17 protein-coding genes and 1 tRNA gene are annotated in these 15403 nt (G+C 64.4%); 12 read left to right on the forward strand and 6 right to left on the reverse strand.

What is annotated here, in order from left to right:
- Positions 1-39: 39 nt before the first annotated feature.
- The 3 genes from ugpB to AC066S_RS12980 all read right to left on the reverse strand — a co-directional run bounded on the left by ugpB (position 40) and on the right by AC066S_RS12980 (position 3540).
- A complete protein-coding gene (gene ugpB, locus AC066S_RS12970; protein ID WP_478269867.1) occupies positions 40-1356 on the reverse strand; it encodes a sn-glycerol-3-phosphate ABC transporter substrate-binding protein UgpB in 1317 nt (438 codons plus the stop codon).
- Positions 1357-1723: 367 nt separating this feature from the next.
- Entirely contained in the window at positions 1724-2929 is a 1206-nt protein-coding gene (locus tag AC066S_RS12975) for a CaiB/BaiF CoA transferase family protein (RefSeq protein ID WP_478269868.1), read from the reverse strand.
- 185 nt (positions 2930-3114) lie between these two features.
- Positions 3115-3540, reverse strand: a complete 426-nt coding sequence (locus AC066S_RS12980; protein WP_135163608.1) for an organic hydroperoxide resistance protein — start codon at positions 3538-3540, stop codon at positions 3115-3117.
- A gap of 150 nt (positions 3541-3690) precedes the next feature.
- Here AC066S_RS12980 and AC066S_RS12985 point away from each other — a divergent pair, with 150 nt between their 5' ends.
- Positions 3691-4152 carry a MarR family winged helix-turn-helix transcriptional regulator gene (locus AC066S_RS12985; RefSeq protein ID WP_478269869.1) on the forward strand — a complete coding sequence of 154 codons (462 nt, stop codon included), beginning with the start codon at positions 3691-3693 and terminating at the stop codon, positions 4150-4152.
- Between the two features lie 4 nt (positions 4153-4156).
- Here the strand turns inward: AC066S_RS12985 and AC066S_RS12990 are convergent, their stop codons facing one another.
- The 3 genes from AC066S_RS12990 to AC066S_RS13000 all read right to left on the reverse strand — a co-directional run bounded on the left by AC066S_RS12990 (position 4157) and on the right by AC066S_RS13000 (position 5173).
- Positions 4157-4393, reverse strand: coding sequence for a GIY-YIG nuclease family protein (locus tag AC066S_RS12990; RefSeq protein ID WP_135170069.1), 237 nt, complete (start codon positions 4391-4393; stop codon positions 4157-4159).
- A gap of 202 nt (positions 4394-4595) precedes the next feature.
- Positions 4596-4671, reverse strand: a tRNA-Ala gene (locus AC066S_RS12995).
- 94 nt (positions 4672-4765) lie between these two features.
- A complete protein-coding gene (locus AC066S_RS13000) occupies positions 4766-5173 on the reverse strand; it encodes a TIGR02300 family protein (protein ID WP_126256965.1) in 408 nt (135 codons plus the stop codon).
- Between the two features lie 160 nt (positions 5174-5333).
- On the opposite strand from AC066S_RS13000, the gene aroA reads away from it, so the two are divergent.
- The 11 genes from aroA to trpA all read left to right on the forward strand — a co-directional run bounded on the left by aroA (position 5334) and on the right by trpA (position 15376).
- A complete protein-coding gene (gene aroA, locus AC066S_RS13005; RefSeq protein WP_478269870.1) occupies positions 5334-6671 on the forward strand; it encodes a 3-phosphoshikimate 1-carboxyvinyltransferase in 1338 nt (445 codons plus the stop codon).
- A gap of 10 nt (positions 6672-6681) precedes the next feature.
- Positions 6682-7287 carry a hypothetical protein gene (locus AC066S_RS13010; RefSeq protein ID WP_126256967.1) on the forward strand — a complete coding sequence of 202 codons (606 nt, stop codon included), beginning with the start codon at positions 6682-6684 and terminating at the stop codon, positions 7285-7287.
- The gene (locus tag AC066S_RS13015) at positions 7265-7672 is read left to right on the forward strand and encodes a hypothetical protein (RefSeq protein ID WP_126256968.1); all 408 of its coding nucleotides are present in this window, start codon (positions 7265-7267) and stop codon (positions 7670-7672) included. Before AC066S_RS13010 ends, AC066S_RS13015 begins: the two co-directional genes overlap by 23 nt.
- A gap of 5 nt (positions 7673-7677) precedes the next feature.
- Positions 7678-8316, forward strand: coding sequence for a (d)CMP kinase (cmk, locus tag AC066S_RS13020; protein ID WP_126256969.1), 639 nt, complete (start codon positions 7678-7680; stop codon positions 8314-8316).
- A 267-nt stretch (positions 8317-8583) separates the two neighbouring features.
- Positions 8584-10290, forward strand: coding sequence for a 30S ribosomal protein S1 (gene rpsA / locus AC066S_RS13025; RefSeq protein WP_126256970.1), 1707 nt, complete (start codon positions 8584-8586; stop codon positions 10288-10290).
- A gap of 376 nt (positions 10291-10666) precedes the next feature.
- Positions 10667-11647 (forward strand): signal peptide peptidase SppA, encoded by a 981-nt coding sequence (sppA, locus tag AC066S_RS13030; protein WP_478269871.1) that lies wholly within the window; start codon positions 10667-10669, stop codon positions 11645-11647.
- 171 nt (positions 11648-11818) lie between these two features.
- The gene (locus AC066S_RS13035; RefSeq protein ID WP_008539997.1) at positions 11819-12124 is read left to right on the forward strand and encodes an integration host factor subunit beta; all 306 of its coding nucleotides are present in this window, start codon (positions 11819-11821) and stop codon (positions 12122-12124) included.
- Between the two features lie 74 nt (positions 12125-12198).
- Complete coding sequence (locus AC066S_RS13040; RefSeq protein ID WP_126256972.1) at positions 12199-12591, forward strand: lipopolysaccharide assembly protein LapA domain-containing protein; 393 nt, start codon at positions 12199-12201, stop codon at positions 12589-12591.
- A 66-nt stretch (positions 12592-12657) separates the two neighbouring features.
- Entirely contained in the window at positions 12658-13332 is a 675-nt protein-coding gene (locus AC066S_RS13045) for a phosphoribosylanthranilate isomerase (RefSeq protein WP_478269872.1), read from the forward strand.
- A complete protein-coding gene (gene trpB / locus AC066S_RS13050; RefSeq protein ID WP_135163600.1) occupies positions 13329-14543 on the forward strand; it encodes a tryptophan synthase subunit beta in 1215 nt (404 codons plus the stop codon). Before AC066S_RS13045 ends, trpB begins: the two co-directional genes overlap by 4 nt.
- The gene (gene trpA / locus AC066S_RS13055; RefSeq protein ID WP_478269873.1) at positions 14540-15376 is read left to right on the forward strand and encodes a tryptophan synthase subunit alpha; all 837 of its coding nucleotides are present in this window, start codon (positions 14540-14542) and stop codon (positions 15374-15376) included. The genes trpB and trpA overlap by 4 nt, the downstream gene beginning before the upstream one ends.
- Positions 15377-15403: the final 27 nt, after the last annotated feature.

Consider the following 15403-nt stretch of genomic DNA (forward strand, 5'->3'; position numbering starts at 1 on the left):
GAGCGGCAGGCCGGGTTCACCGGCCTGCCGCCGATCGCCTTACTTGACGGCGGTCTTTTCGAACTGGCGCAGCATGGTGTTGCCGCGCTCGACCGCTGCGTCCAGCGCCTGCTTGGCGGTCTTCTTGCCGGCGAGCGCCTGCTCGATCTCCTCCGACCAGACGTCGCGGAGCTGGACCATGTTGCCGAGGCGCAGGCCGCGCGAATTCTCGGTCGGCTCCTTGTTGGTCAGCTCGAGCAGCGGGGTCTCGAGATAGGGTTGATCCTTGTAGAAGCCCTCGGCCTTGGCCTTCTCGTAAGCCGCCTTGGTGATCGGCAGATAGCCCGAGGCCTTGTGGATGTAGACCTGGCGATCGGTGTCGGAGAGGAAGGACAGGAACTTCGCCACGCCCTTGTATTCGTCGGCGGACTTGCCGCCCATCACCCAGAGCGAGGCGCCGCCGATGATCGAGTTCTGCGGCGCGTCCTTGACGTCAGGATAATACGGCATCGGCACCGCGGTGAAGTTGAACTTGGCCTGCGCCTTGACGTTGCCGAAGAACGCCGACGAGGTCAGGTAGAGCGGGCATTCGCCGGAGGTGAAGCGGCCTTCGCCGGTGTTGGTGCGGCCGGCGTAGTCGTAGGTCTTGTCCTTCTGCAGCTCGACCAGCTTCTCGAGGTGCTTGACCTGGAGCGGGCCGTTGAACGTGAGCACGGTGTCGAAGCCGTCGAGGCCGTTGGCCTTGGTCGAGAGCGGCACGTTGTGCCAGGCCGAAAGCTGCTCGAGATTGACCCATGTCACCCACGAGTTGGAGAAGCCGCAGGTCGCATGACCGTTGTCATGCAGCTTCTTGGCCGCGGCGAACACTTCGGGCCAGGTCTTCGGGATCTCGACATTGGCCTTCTTCAGCTCGTCGAGGTTGACCCACATGACGGTCGACGACGAGTTGAAGGGGAACGACAGCATCTCGCCCTTCGACGTCGAGTAATAGCCCGTGATCGCGGACAGATAGTTCTTCGGATCGAACTTCTCGCCGGCGTCGGCCATCAGCTTGTAGACGGGTTTCACGGCGCCGGTCGCGGCCATCATGGTCGCGGTGCCGACTTCGAACACCTGCATGATGTGCGGGGCGTTGCCGGCGCGGAACGCCGCGATGCCCGCATTCATCGTATCGGGGTAGTTGCCCTTGTAGGTCGGGACCACCTTGTAGTCGGTCTGCGAGGCGTTGAAGTCGCTCGCGAGCTTGACGATGACGTCGTTGTTGGCGCCGGTCATCGCGTGCCACCACTGGATTTCAGTCACGGCCAAAGCCGGCGACGCCGTCATGCCAATCGTGAGTGCAAATGCGGCAGCTGCGCCAAAGTGTCGAAGAGCCATCAAGAAAACCTCCCTTGCCCGTCAATGAAGAGGCGCTTGCGCTAGCAGCGCCATATGACGTTCACATGACTGTGTAAGCGGCCGATACGAAAGCGGCAAGCGCTGGAGAAGGGAAGCCGTCAAATAGGCGAAGACGCCGCGCTGCACGCGAGTGGTCGCGCCGCAGTGCGGCATCGGTTGATGTGAGCTTGGCGACCAGCCGCGGGCTCGAACACCTCTCCCGCCTGCGGGAGAGGTCGCGCCGAAGGCGCGGGTGAGGGTCTATCCTCTGGGGGATTGTCCCGTCGCGGAGGCACCCTCTCCCCAGCCCTCCCCCGCAAGCGGGGGAGGGAGCGCACCTGCGGCGACGCTCGATCCCGGTCTTATCTCAGCGCTTGCGCTCGGGGCCGCAGACCGTGCCGTTTTCGACCATCGCGTCGATCTCGGCCTTGGAGTAGCCGAACTCGCCGAGCACTTCCGCGGCGTGCTGGCTGAATTTCGGCGGCAGCCGGCGCAGGCTCGGCTTTGAGCGATCGAGCCGGATCGGCGAGGCGACGCCCTTGTACCAGTCCTTCTCGATGATATCGCCGCGCGCGATCGTGTGCGGGTTGGTCAGCGCCTGGTCGATCTTCTGCACGGGCCCTGCGGGCAGGCCCGCGGCGAGCAGGCGATTGCACAGCGGCTCGGCTTCGTGCTGGCTGAACACGGCGGCGAGCTCGACGCGCAACGCCTCGCGATTGGCGATGCGGTCCTTGTTGCGGGCAAAGCGCGGATCGGTGCCGAGCTCCGGCTTGCCGATCTCCTTGCAGAGCTTGCGGAAGGTGCCGTCATTGCCGACGCCGATGAAGATGTTGTCGGTCTTCGTCGGGAAGATCGCGTAAGGCACGAGGTTGGGGTGCTCGTTGCCGGTGAGCGACGGCGGCTTGCCATGCATGAAATAATTCGCGGTGTGCGGATGCATGATGGCAAGGCCCGTCTCGTACAGCGTCGTCTCCAGGAACTGGCCCTGGCCCGAACGCTGCCGCTCCGATAGCGCCATCAGGATGCCGATCGCCGCATAGAGTCCGGTGGTGATGTCGACCAAGGGCACGCCGATCCGCATCGGCCCGCTCTCGGGCGAGCCGGTCGCGGCGATCATGCCGGTCATGGCCTGGATAATGGCGTCGTAGCCGGGATTGCCGCCGCGCGGACCGTCGGCACCGAAGCCGCAGATCCGGCAATGCACGAGGCGCGGGAATTTCTTGCTGAGGACGTCGTTGCCGATGCCCCATTTCTCCAGCGTGCCCGGCTTGAAATTCTCGATCAGGACGTCGGCGGTCTCCAGCATCTTGAGCAGCACGACGCGGCCGCCCTCGGAGGCGAGGTCGAGGCCGATCGAGCGCTTGTTGCGGTTGATGCCGACGAAATAGGCCGCGTCCTCCTCGTGGAAGGGAGGGCCCCATTCACGCACCTCGTCGCCGGCGGGCGGCTCGACCTTGATCACGTCGGCGCCATGGTCGGCGAGGATCTGGGTGCAATACGGGCCGCCGAGCACGCGCGTGAGATCGATGACGCGCAGTCCGCTCATGGCACCTGTGGCGGCTTCAGAACTCATGCCTTCGCTTCCCCTGTATCGACGTTTGATCACAGGCCTAGCGAGGTTTGCAGGGAGCAGCAATGGCTCCCGGCGTAGGGCCGCATGCGCCCGCCGTTGCGTCAATCCCGCGGCGTGGCAAATGCGGATTCTAACGGAAGCGGCCGGCCCGAGGGGGATCCCGGGCCAGCCAATCCGCCGTTCGATCAGACGACCGTCAGGCGAACGTCGACATTGCCGCGGGTGGCGTTGGAATAGGGGCACACCTGGTGCGCCTTCGCGACCAGCGCTTCGGCCTCGGCGCGGGCGAGGCCCGGCAGCGAGACCGCGAGGTCGATATCGAGGCCGAAGCCGCCTTCGGAGCGCGGGCCGATGCCGACGGTCGAGGTGACGGAGGCGTCATTCGGAACCTTCGGGCCGCCCTGCGAGGCCACGAACTTCATCGCGCCGATGAAGCAGGCGGCATAGCCGGCCGCGAACAGCTGCTCGGGATTGTTGCCGGCGCCGCCGCCGCCGCCGAGCTCCTTCGGCGTGGTCAGCTTGACGTCGAGCGCGCCGTCGAGGGTTGCAGCATGGCCGTCGCGGCCGCCGGTGGCCTTGGCGCTGGTCTTGTAGAGGACGTTCACGGACATTGTGGTCTCCCTGGGTTTCGATGGGTGCGGTGTTTATTGCAGACAATTGGATTGTGCGCAATCGAAATTGCCGAGGCTCACATTTAATTGTTCGCAATTGAATGTGCCGCCGCGGGGCGCCACAATGAGACCAGCCCCAGGAGATTCTCCATGCCTCGAAAATCAACGGCAGCGGACGCGCCGCTGCGGCTCGACAGCCAGATCTGCTTCGCGGTCTATTCGGCCGCGCATGCCTTCAACCGCGTCTACAAGCCGCTGCTGGACCGGCTCGGCCTGACCTATCCGCAATATCTGGTGATGCTGGTGCTGTGGGAGCGCGACGACGTGCCGGTCAAGGACATCGGCGAGAAGCTGTTCCTGGATTCGGGCACGCTGACGCCGCTGCTGAAGCGGCTGGAAGCTGCGCATCTCGTCAAGCGCACGCGCTCCAGCGAGGACGAGCGCCAAGTGTTGATCGCGCTGACGGCGCAGGGCCATGCCTTGAAGGAAAAGGCCCGCAGCGTGCCGCAGTCGATCCTGGCGGCCTCCCGCTGCTCGGTGCCGGAGCTGGTCGCGATGAAGGACGAGATCGTGGCGCTGCGGGATCGGCTGAACGCGGTGATCGGGGAGTAGGGGGTTAGAGGCGCTTCTTGGCAAACGCGCGGCCGGACGCTGACTTCAGGCATCTCTCAAACGCGACGGCCTGCTTCGCATTGCTGAACGCGACGTAAGTCTTGAGGCGCCAAGGCCCGAATTTCGAAGTGTGAGGTACCTCGCCGGCATTGTGCTTTGCCCATCGGGCGCGCAGGTCGTCGGTGATCCCGACATAAAAGTGGAGGCGATCGAGGCTTTCTAGAATGTAGACGTACTTCACGGCACGCTCCCCAGTTGTCGAGGAGTTCTTATACCCGCTTCCGTTCTGCTGAAGTCCCGCCTCGCTACCAGACGGCTTGCGAAGCCGAAGCTGCGAACTGGAGGTTTGCGGATGGAGCCCGGCTTCGCCCTTTGGGCTACGCCGCGGCAGCCTTCGCTACGAAAGGGCTTGCCGAGCCGAAGCAGGCGTAGCCTGCGAAGGCTGGTGGAGCCAGGCGGGATCGAACCGCCGACCTCTTGCATGCCATGCAAGCGCTCTCCCAGCTGAGCTATGGCCCCTTAGTCCTTAACGGGGTGAATCTGGTGGATCACCCCAACCGGCGAGTCCTGGCGACTCGCGCGGTGCACCCTTTTTCACAGATCAGGCCTGATCTCAAGTCTCTTCATCACCTCCGACATCACCAATGATGTCGGTCACGTCCTCGTCGCCCTCTTCTTCGTCGGCGATGAAGGTCGAATCATCGTCATCGTCGTCGTCGAGGGTCTCGTCGACCTCGATATCGTCTTCGGATTCGGGCACCACGGCCTTGACCTTGCCGGTGTTCTCCTCGGCATCGGCTTCCTCGAGCGAGACCTCTTCGACCTCTGCCGGCTCGGGCGTCGCATCCGCTGTCGCCGCGTGCCGGGCTTCGGCGCCACGGGGCATGCGCGCCGGCGCCACCGGGGCGATCGGCACCACTTCGCCGGTATAGGGCGAGATCACCGGATTCTTGTTGAGGTCATAGAACTTTTTGCCCGTGGTCGGGCAAATACGTTTGGTTCCGAGTTCGGACTTGGCCACGGCAGGAATCCTGGGAATGTCTGAAAAGCGGTGTTTCACTTGGCTAGTTGGCGGCCCGCTGTCAATAGCGCATTACGGGAGAACGACATGCCCGTGACGAGGCACGGACCATGTGGTACCTGCGCCGAAGTCCCCTCAGGGCTCATCCAAGGACACAATCTTGACTCATTCCGACCATCCGAGGCCGCTTCAGTCCCGCGCCAGCGGTCCCCTGACCGGGACAGTACGGGTGCCCGGCGACAAGTCGATCTCTCACCGCGCGCTGATCCTGGGCGCTCTGGCGGTCGGCGAGACCAAGATTTCGGGCCTGCTGGAGGGCGAGGACGTCCTCAACACCGCCAAATCCATGCAGGCGCTGGGCGCCAGGGTCGAGCGCACCGGCGATTTCGCCTGGAAGGTGAACGGGGTGGGCGTCGCAGGCTTCGCCGCGCCCAAGGCGGCTCTGGATTTCGGCAATTCCGGCACCGGCTGCCGGCTGGTGATGGGCGCCGTCGCCGGCTGCCCGATCTCGGCGATCTTCGACGGCGACGCCTCGCTGCGCAGCCGCCCAATGCGCCGGATCCTCGATCCGCTGGAGAAGATGGGCGCGAAGGTCATCTCCGGTGGTGAGGGCGGCCGTCTGCCCCTGACCCTGCAGGGCGCGCGCGATCCGCTGCCGATCACCTACACGACCCCGGTCGCCTCGGCCCAGATCAAGTCGGCGGTGCTGCTGGCGGGCCTCGCCGCACCCGGCACCACGACTGTCATCGAGACCGAAGCCAGCCGCGACCACACCGAGCTGATGCTGAAGCATTTCGGTGCCGACATCTCCTCGGCGCGGGAGGGCGCGCATGGCCGCCGTATCACGCTCAAGGGCCAGCCCGAGCTGCACGGCGCCACCGTGGTGGTGCCCGCCGATCCCTCCTCGGCGGCTTTCCCGGTGGTCGCCGCGCTGATCGTCGAGGGCTCCGATGTCGTCCTGTCCGACGTCATGACCAATCCGCTGCGCACCGGCCTCTTCACCACGCTGCGCGAAATGGGCGCCTCGATCGAGGAAAGCGAGGCGCGCGGGGACGCCGGCGAGCCGATGGCGAAACTGCGGGTGCGGGCCTCGAAACTGCGCGGGGTCGAGGTGCCGCCGGAGCGCGCGCCCTCGATGATCGACGAATATCTGGTGCTGGCGGTGGCGGCCTCCTTCGCCGAAGGCACCACCATCATGCGCGGCCTGCACGAGCTGCGCGTCAAGGAATCCGATCGGCTGGAGGCCACCGCCGCGATGCTGCGCGTCAACGGCGTGAAGGTCGATATCTCCGGTGACGATCTGATCGTCGAAGGCCGCGGTCACGTTCCCGGTGGCGGCACTGTCGCGACCCATATGGACCATCGCATCGCGATGTCCGCGCTGGTGATGGGCTGCGCCTCCGACCAGCCCGTGACCGTCGACGACACCGCCTTCATCGCCACCAGCTTTCCGGACTTCATTCCGATGATGCGTTCGTTAGGGGCCGAGTTTTCATGAGGCCGCGGCCATGAGCGCAGCCCTCGACCGCGAAGCTCTGCTGGATGCTTTCGATTCGATCGGCCGTGCTGCGGCCAATGCCGGAACCAAACTTCAGATTGCGGTTTATGGCGGCTCCGCCCTCATGCTTGCCAGTAATTTCCGCCTTGCGACGGAAGATGTTGACGTCTCTAAGCTCGAGCATCCGCTGCCGGATTGGCTAAAGAAAATAACGGCCGAAATTGCCGCGCGGAATGGATGGGATGCCGATTGGTTCAACGATCACGTCGTGTTTCATCTCAGCCCGCTGGCTGATCGCGCTGCGGATCACCTCGAATTCGGCACCTTCCCGCGTGATGGCACATCACCGGGGCTTGAGGTTTCCGTGCCAACCGCTGCATATCTTTTGGCATTAAAATTGAAAGCGTTCCGCGTGACGGACCCCGTTCGCGGGGAGATGGAACGGCTGGACATTTTGAACTTGATGAAAGTCGTCGGGATCACGACCGTCGAGGAAGCCATCGCTTTGCTCGGCCGATATTTTCCGGTGAGCGCAGCTTCGTCGGAGAAGCAGCGTTTCTTGCTGAAGAACATGGATCCTGAGGGAGGAGCGGATGCGCCCAAATACCCTCGCTGAAGCCGTCGAGCGTATTCGCGCCGGCGCGCCGCAGGATGCGACGTTGGCCGAATTCGTAGACACGTTCGATCTCGCGGGGACCAGCCTCGCTCAGTACGAGACGATCGAGGACGAGCCGGCGTTGACGCAGAACGAACGGCTCGACGCCTTGGTCGGTGCGATCGCCGAATATCTGGCCAAACAACGTCGTCTTGGCCGGGTGCCGGCCTGGGTCTGCGATCCGGCCCGACGCCTTGCCGAGCCATGGTTCACTGCGTCGTCCCCCTCCGACGCGATGCGCGAATATCTCACCTTTGCGAGTCCCGCGGAGTTCGCGTCTCGCAATATCTTTACCGAAGAGCGGCCACTGCGACGCGCACGCGGGCCCCAGACAGCCAAGGTTTGAGCGACATGATCATCGCCATCGACGGGCCCGCGGCCTCGGGTAAGGGGACGCTTGGCAAGCGTCTCGCCCATCATTACGGTTATCGTCATCTCGATACCGGCGTGATCTACCGCGCCGTGGCCTACGCCCTGATGCAATCCGGTCATGATCTCCGCGACGAGGCGGCCGCGGTGCAGGCCGCGCTGGAGCTCGATCCCGAAAAGTTCGGCAATCCCGCGCTGAAGACCCAGAAGGCCGGCGAGGGTGCCTCGATCGTCTCGGCGATCCCCAGGGTTCGCGAGGTCCTGGTCAATTTCCAGCGGCAATTCGCGGCCGATCCGCCCGGCGCCGTCCTGGACGGCCGCGACATTGGAACCGTGATCTGCCCGGATGCCGACGTGAAGATCTTCGTCGTCGCCGACCCCAGGGTCCGTGCCCGCCGCCGCACCATGGAGGCCAGGGCGAGGGGCGAGGAGGCGGACGAGGCCGCGGTGCTCGCCGACATCATCCAGCGCGACGAACGCGACAAGAACCGGCCGATTGCGCCTTTGAAACCGGCCCCGGATGCTTACTTGCTAGATAACTCCCAACTGGATATAGAAGGCGGCGTCCGGGCCGCCATCGACATTATCGAGGCCGTCCGAGCGGGCCGGTCGCGGGGTTAAGCCGCAGCCGTCATTGGAGGAAGTGCCCGCTCCCGCTCTTTGAGGTCGATATGTCAGGCCCCGCGTTTCGGGACCGGCACGATCCAGGCTCCGGACACAAGATTTCCACGTATCGAACGCGCGGGCCTCAGCCGGCCCGCTTCCGCTGTTTCGGCCCCGAGCCGGGGCAGCGAGCGGTCGCTCGAAGGTTCTGCGGACCTTCCGACACTGCGTGTGCGATACGCCCATGAACCCAACGGCCGGCATGCTTCCGCAACTGGAGAACAAATGGCTTCGACTTCTGCTGATACCTACAGCCCGTCGCGCGACGATTTCGCCGCGATGCTCGACGAGTCCTTCGCAGGCGGCAACCTGCAGGAAAGCTCCGTCGTCAAGGGCAAGGTGGTTGCAATTGAAAAGGACATGGCCGTCATCGACGTCGGCCTGAAGACCGAGGGCCGCGTCGCCCTGCGCGAATTTTCCGGCCCCGGCCGTGACAGTGAACTGAAGGTCGGCGACGAGGTGGAAGTGTTCCTCGATCGCATCGAGAACGCTCTCGGCGAAGCCGTGCTGTCGCGCGACAAGGCGCGCCGCGAAGAGAGCTGGGGCAAGCTCGAGAAGGCGTTCCAGAACAACGAGAAGGTCAACGGCGTCATCTTCAACCAGGTCAAGGGCGGCTTCACCGTCGACCTCGACGGTGCCGTGGCCTTCCTGCCGCGCTCGCAGGTCGACATCCGTCCGATCCGCGACGTTGCGCCGCTGATGAACAACTCGCAGCCGTTCCAGATCCTCAAGATGGACCGCCGTCGCGGCAACATCGTGGTGTCGCGCCGCACCGTGCTGGAAGAGACCCGCGCCGAGCAGCGTCAGGAGCTGGTGCAGAACCTCGAAGAGGGTCAGGTCATCGACGGCGTGGTCAAGAACATCACCGATTACGGTGCGTTCGTCGATCTCGGCGGCATCGACGGCCTGCTGCACGTCACCGACATCGCGTGGCGCCGCGTCAACCACCCGACCGAGGTGCTCTCGATCGGCCAGACCGTGAAGGTCAAGATCATCAAGATCAACCACGAGACGCACCGCATCTCGCTGGGCATGAAGCAGCTGCTGGACGATCCGTGGCAGGGCATCGAAGCCAAGTACCCGCTGGGTGCCCGCTTCACCGGCCGTGTCACCAACATCACCGACTACGGTGCGTTCGTCGAGCTCGAGCCGGGCATCGAAGGCCTGATCCACGTCTCCGAGATGTCGTGGACCAAGAAGAACATGCACCCCGGCAAGATCGTTTCGACCTCGCAGGAAGTCGAAGTGCAGGTGCTGGAAGTCGATTCCGTCAAGCGCCGCATCTCGCTCGGCCTCAAGCAGACCATGCGCAACCCCTGGGAGGTCTTCGTCGAAGGTCACCCGACCGGTTCGGTGGTCGAGGGCGAAGTCAAGAACAAGACCGAGTTCGGTCTGTTCCTGGGTCTCGAGGGCGACGTCGACGGCATGGTCCATCTCTCCGACCTGGACTGGAAGCTTCCGGGCGAGCAGGTGATCGACAACTACAAGAAGGGCGACATGGTGAAGGCCGTGGTGCTCGATGTGGACGTCGAGAAGGAGCGCATCTCGCTCGGCATCAAGCAGCTCGAAGGCGACCCCTTCGCCGAGCCGGGCGATGTCAAGAAGGGCGCGGTCGTGACCTGCGAAGTGCTCGAAGTGAAGGAAAGCGGTATCGAGGTGAAGATCGCCGGTACCGACTTCTCGACCTTCATCAAGCGCTCCGAGCTTGCCCGTGACCGCAACGACCAGCGCGCCGAACGCTTCGCCGTCGGCGAGAAGGTCGATGCCCGCGTGATCCAGTTCGACAAGAAGGCCCGCAAGGTCCAGGTGTCGATCAAGGCGCTCGAAGTCGCCGAAGAGAAGGAAGCCATCGCTCAGTACGGCTCCTCCGATTCGGGTGCGACGCTCGGCGATATCCTCGGCACCGCGCTCAAGAACCGCGACAGCAAGTAAGCGAAACTTTCTTTTCGCTGACATCGAAGCCCCGGCGCGAGCCGGGGCTTTTTTGTTGTCCCGTATTCTGTTGCCACATACGCAGCTGTCGTCCCGGACAAGCGCAGATCCCGACAATGCGCAGCGTTGTCGGGCGGGACCCATACCCACCGGCCGTGGTTTGGCGAAGACTCGGAGTAGGCCTCTCGCGTCACACGCCTCCCTGGGGTTATGGATCCCCGCGTTCGCGGGGATGACGACTGAACTCTGCGGCGACTTGCTTGCCCTCACGAGGCCTTGTTTTCTTCAAATTGCGCCGCAATTGATGTATCCAGATAAGCCGTTGGTCACGCCGTGACGGCACAACGCGTCCAGTCTTTCATTTGGAGATATTCCGATGTCGCTCGATTCGGACATCATCGTCGATCGCCGCCGGATTCGTCGTAAGCTGACGTTCTGGCGCGTCGTAGCCGCGCTGATCGCGATCGCGGCGATCGCAAGCGCTGCGCTGATTGCGACACCCGGCGCGCGCGGTACCTTCGCATCCGCCGGCTCGATCGCGCGGGTTCACATCGAGGGCCTGATCCGCAGCGATTCCGATCGCACGCAGGCGCTGGAGCGGCTGGAGAATTCGCAGGCCGCCGCCGTCATCGTTCACATCAACTCGCCGGGCGGCACCACCGCCGGCTCCGAGCAGCTCTACGATTCGCTGGTCCGGCTGAAGGCGAAGAAGCCGCTCGTCGTGGTGATCGAGGGCCTGGCTGCCTCCGGCGGCTACATCACGGCGATCGCGAGCGATCACATCATCGCCCAGCAGAGCTCGCTGGTCGGATCGATCGGCGTGCTGTTCCAATATCCCAACGTCAGCGAGCTCTTGAAGACGATCGGCGTCAAGGTCGAGGAGGTGAAGTCGTCGCCGCTGAAGGCCGCGCCGAACGGTTTCGAGCCGACCAGCCCCGAAGCACGGGCCGCCCTCGATGCGCTGGTGAAGGATTCCTACGCCTGGTTCAGGGGATTGGTGAAGGACCGGCGTGGCATGGATGACACGCAGCTCGAGAAAGTGGCCGACGGCCGCGTCTTCACCGGACGCCAGGCGATCGACCTCAAGCTGATCGACCAGATCGGCGACGAGAAGACGGCAGTGACTTGGCTCGTCGAGCACAAGAGCGTCAAGAAGGGGCTGCCGGTACGCGACTACAAGCTCCAGCCGCGCTTTGGCGATCTGACGTTCCTCAAGACGGCGGCCGCCGTCACGCTGGAAGCGCTTGGTTTAGGCTCGATTGCGCATCAAATCGGGCAAACCGGCGTCGCGCAGGCGGTCGATCGGTTCGGAATGGACGGAATGCTGGCGCTGTGGCAACCGGCCACCTCAAACTGAGGGGTTCAGGCGAGTTTCCCAAGCTTTTCCCGTCTGACGGGTGTCGGGACAGCCCGCTTTTTCGGCATTTGTCACGCATTTTCACGACGCTCAGCCTTGATTTAGCGTCTTGACAGATCAAGGTATTTTCACGGAAATGGTCATCCGCACGCTTCCGGGTCCTATCTCTCGATGATCAAATCCGAACTTGTTCAGCGCATCGCCGAGCACAACCCGCATCTGTACCAGCGGGATGTCGAGAACATTGTGAATGCGATTCTCGAAGAGATCGTAGCGGCCCTCGCACGCGGCGATCGCGTCGAGCTGCGCGGCTTCGGCGCCTTCTCGGTCAAGCATCGCCCCGCACGCGCCGGGCGCAATCCGCGTACTGGCGCCCATGTGCCCGTCGATCAGAAGAGCGTTCCGTTCTTCAAGACCGGCAAGGAAATGCGCGAGCGGCTGAACCGCGACCATCCGGATCCGGGCGCGGCGGACTGAGGCTGTCGTCGTCGGCGTTTAACGGAACGGCCGCATGATGCGGCTGCAAGCTGGATTCAAGACGAGCGATCACGATGCGAAAGTTCCTGACCGCGTTGATCGTCATTCCGCTGGGCCTGATCCTGGTGGCGTTTGCCGTCGCCAACCGCCATTTTGTCACGGTCTCGTTCGACCCCTTCATTGCCAGCGACCCTTCACTCTCGGTCACGTTGCCGCTGTTCCTGCTGCTGATCCTGGTGGCGGCCGTCGGGGTCTTCGCGGGCGGCTGCGCCGTTTGGTTCGGCCAGCGGCACTGGCGGCGCTCCGCGCGCCGGCATGAGGCGGAGGCCCGGGCCGCAAGGGGCGAGCTGGCCGATCTGCGGGCCCGGGCGGCCGCGGCAAGGCCGGAGTCCCAGCGCCTTCCCGTTCCTTCCGGGGTGGGGCTTTACGGGCCCATCGGGCGAGACAAGCAGCGCGCGACGTTGTAGAAGCGGCCGCAACGCAAAACCCCGTTTTCCGGCCGCGGGCCCGCGGCCTCCATTTGCTTTGAGACCATGTCCCTGCTCGTCAAGATCTGCGGCCTGTCCACGCGCGAGACGCTTCAAACGGCGCTCGAGGCGGGTGCGGATATGGTGGGGTTCGTGTTCTTCCCGCCGTCGCCGCGGCACCTGTCGCTGGAGCTCGGTCGTGAGCTCGGTCGCCAGGTCAAGGGGCGGGCGCTCAAGGTGGCGCTGACCGTCGATGCCGATGATGCCACGCTCGACAACATCATGGACGCGCTGTCGCCGGACATTTTCCAGCTCCACGGCAAGGAAAGCGTCGCGCGGCTGCGCGACATCAAGCAGAAGTACGGCCGCCCGGTGATGAAGGCGTTGCCTGTCGAGACTGCGGCCGATCTCGCCGTGTTGCCCGGCTACGCCGCGGTCGCCGACCGCATCCTGTTCGACGCGAGGCCTCCGAAGGACGCGACCCGGCCGGGCGGGCTCGGCGCGCCGTTCGATTGGCACCTGCTGCAAAACCTCGAGCTCGCGCTGCCATATATGGTTTCGGGCGGCCTGCATGCCGGGAACATTGCCGAAGCCGTGCGCCTGACCCGCGCCAGCGGCGTCGACGTGTCCTCCGGGGTGGAGAGCGCTCCCGGTGTGAAGGATCCGGAGCTGATCAAAGCCTTCATCCGCGCCGCGCGCGCCACCCAAGAGTTGAGCGTCAGAGAGTTGAGCGTCCGATGAACATCGCCAAGCCAAATTCCTACCGCAGCGGCCCCGACGAGCGCGGCCATTTCGGCATTTTCGGCGGACGCTTCGTCGCCGAAACCCTGATGCCGCTGATCCTCGACCTCGAGACGGCCTACACTGCGGCCAAGGCCGATCCGGCGTTCCAGGCCGAGATGAACGGCTATCTCAAGAACTATGTCGGCCGGCCCTCGCCGCTCTATTTCGCCGAGCGCCTGACGGAGCATCTCGGCGGCGCCAAGATCTACCTGAAGCGCGAAGAGCTCAACCACACCGGCTCGCACAAGGTCAACAACGTGCTCGGCCAGATCATGCTGGCGCGGCGGATGGGCAAGAAGCGCATCATCGCCGAGACCGGCGCGGGCCAGCACGGTGTCGCCACCGCGACGCTGTGCGCGCGCTTCGGCCTGGAATGCGTCGTCTATATGGGCGCCGTCGACGTCGAGCGGCAGCAGCCCAACGTCATCCGCATGGAGATGCTGGGCGCCAAGGTGATGCCGGTGCAGTCGGGCACGCGCACGCTGAAGGACGCCATGAACGAGGCGCTGCGCGACTGGGTCACCAACGTGCACAACACCTTCTACTGCATCGGCACGGTGGCGGGCCCGCACCCCTATCCGACCTTGGTGCGCGACTTCCAGTCGATCATCGGCAACGAGACCAAGGCGCAGATGCAGGAGGTCGAGGGACGCCTGCCGGACTCGCTGGTCGCCTGCATCGGCGGCGGCTCCAATGCGATGGGCCTGTTCCATCCGTTCCTCGACGATCCCTCCGTCGAAATCTTCGGCGTCGAGGCTGCTGGTCATGGCCTCACGCAGCTGCACGCGGCCTCGATCGCCGGCGGACGTCCCGGCGTGCTGCACGGCAACCGCACTTATCTCTTGATGGACGCCGACGGCCAGATCCAGGACGCGCATTCGATCTCGGCCGGCCTCGATTATCCCGGCATCGGGCCCGAGCATTCCTGGCTGCACGAGGTCGGCCGCGTGAATTATCTGTCCGCGACCGACGAGGAGGCGCTGGCCGCGTTCCAGCTGCTGTCGAAGCTCGAAGGCATCATTCCCGCGCTCGAACCCGCGCACGCCATCGCCAAGGTGATGGAGCTCGCGCCGAAGCGGCCGAAAGACCACCTGATGGTCGTCAACCTCTCCGGCCGCGGCGACAAGGACGTCCCGCAGGTCGGCGACATCCTGAGGGGCAAGAAGTGACCACGCGTATCGACACCCGTTTTGCCGAGCTGAAAAAGCAGGGCCGCGCGGCCTTCGTCACCTATGTGATGGCCGGCGATCCCGATCTCACGACGTCGCTCAACATCGTCAAGGCGCTGCCCAGGGCGGGCGCCGACGTCATCGAACTCGGCATTCCCTTCACCGATCCGATGGCGGATGGTCCGTCGATCCAGGCTGCAGGTCTGCGCGCGCTCAAGGCCGGCATGACCTTGAAGAAGACGCTGGAACTGGTGCGCGACTTCCGCAAGGACGACAACGTCACGCCCCTGGTGCTGATGGGCTATTACAATCCGATCTACGTCTATGGCGTCGACAAGTTCTTGACTGATGCCAAGACGGCCGGCGTTGACGGCCTCATCATCGTCGATTTGCCGCCGGAGGAAGACGACGAGCTCTGCATTCCCGCGCTGAAGGCGGGCCTGAACTTCATTCGCCTGGCGACGCCGACCACCGACGACAAGCGCCTGCCGGCGGTGCTCGCGAACACGTCAGGCTTTGTCTATTACGTCTCCATCGCCGGTATCACTGGTGCAGCGGCGGCGAACGCGAATGTCGTCGGTGAAGCTGTCGCGCGCATCAAGCGGCATACCAAGCTGCCGATATGCGTCGGTTTCGGCATCCGCACGCCGGAGGCGGCGCGCGCCATTGCCGAGAAGGCTGATGGTTCGGTTGTCGGTACCGCGCTGGTCGATGCGCTCAAGAACAGCCTCGATACCGAGGGACGGGCGACCGCCAAAACCGTGAACGCCGTCGCCGAGTTGACGGCGGCCCTGGCCCAGGGCGTCAAGGGCGCGCAACAGGCGGCGGAATAGGCCATATTCCGCTTTCGAGGCGGGCGA

The organism is Bradyrhizobium sp. CFUWI (genome assembly GCF_056429085.1).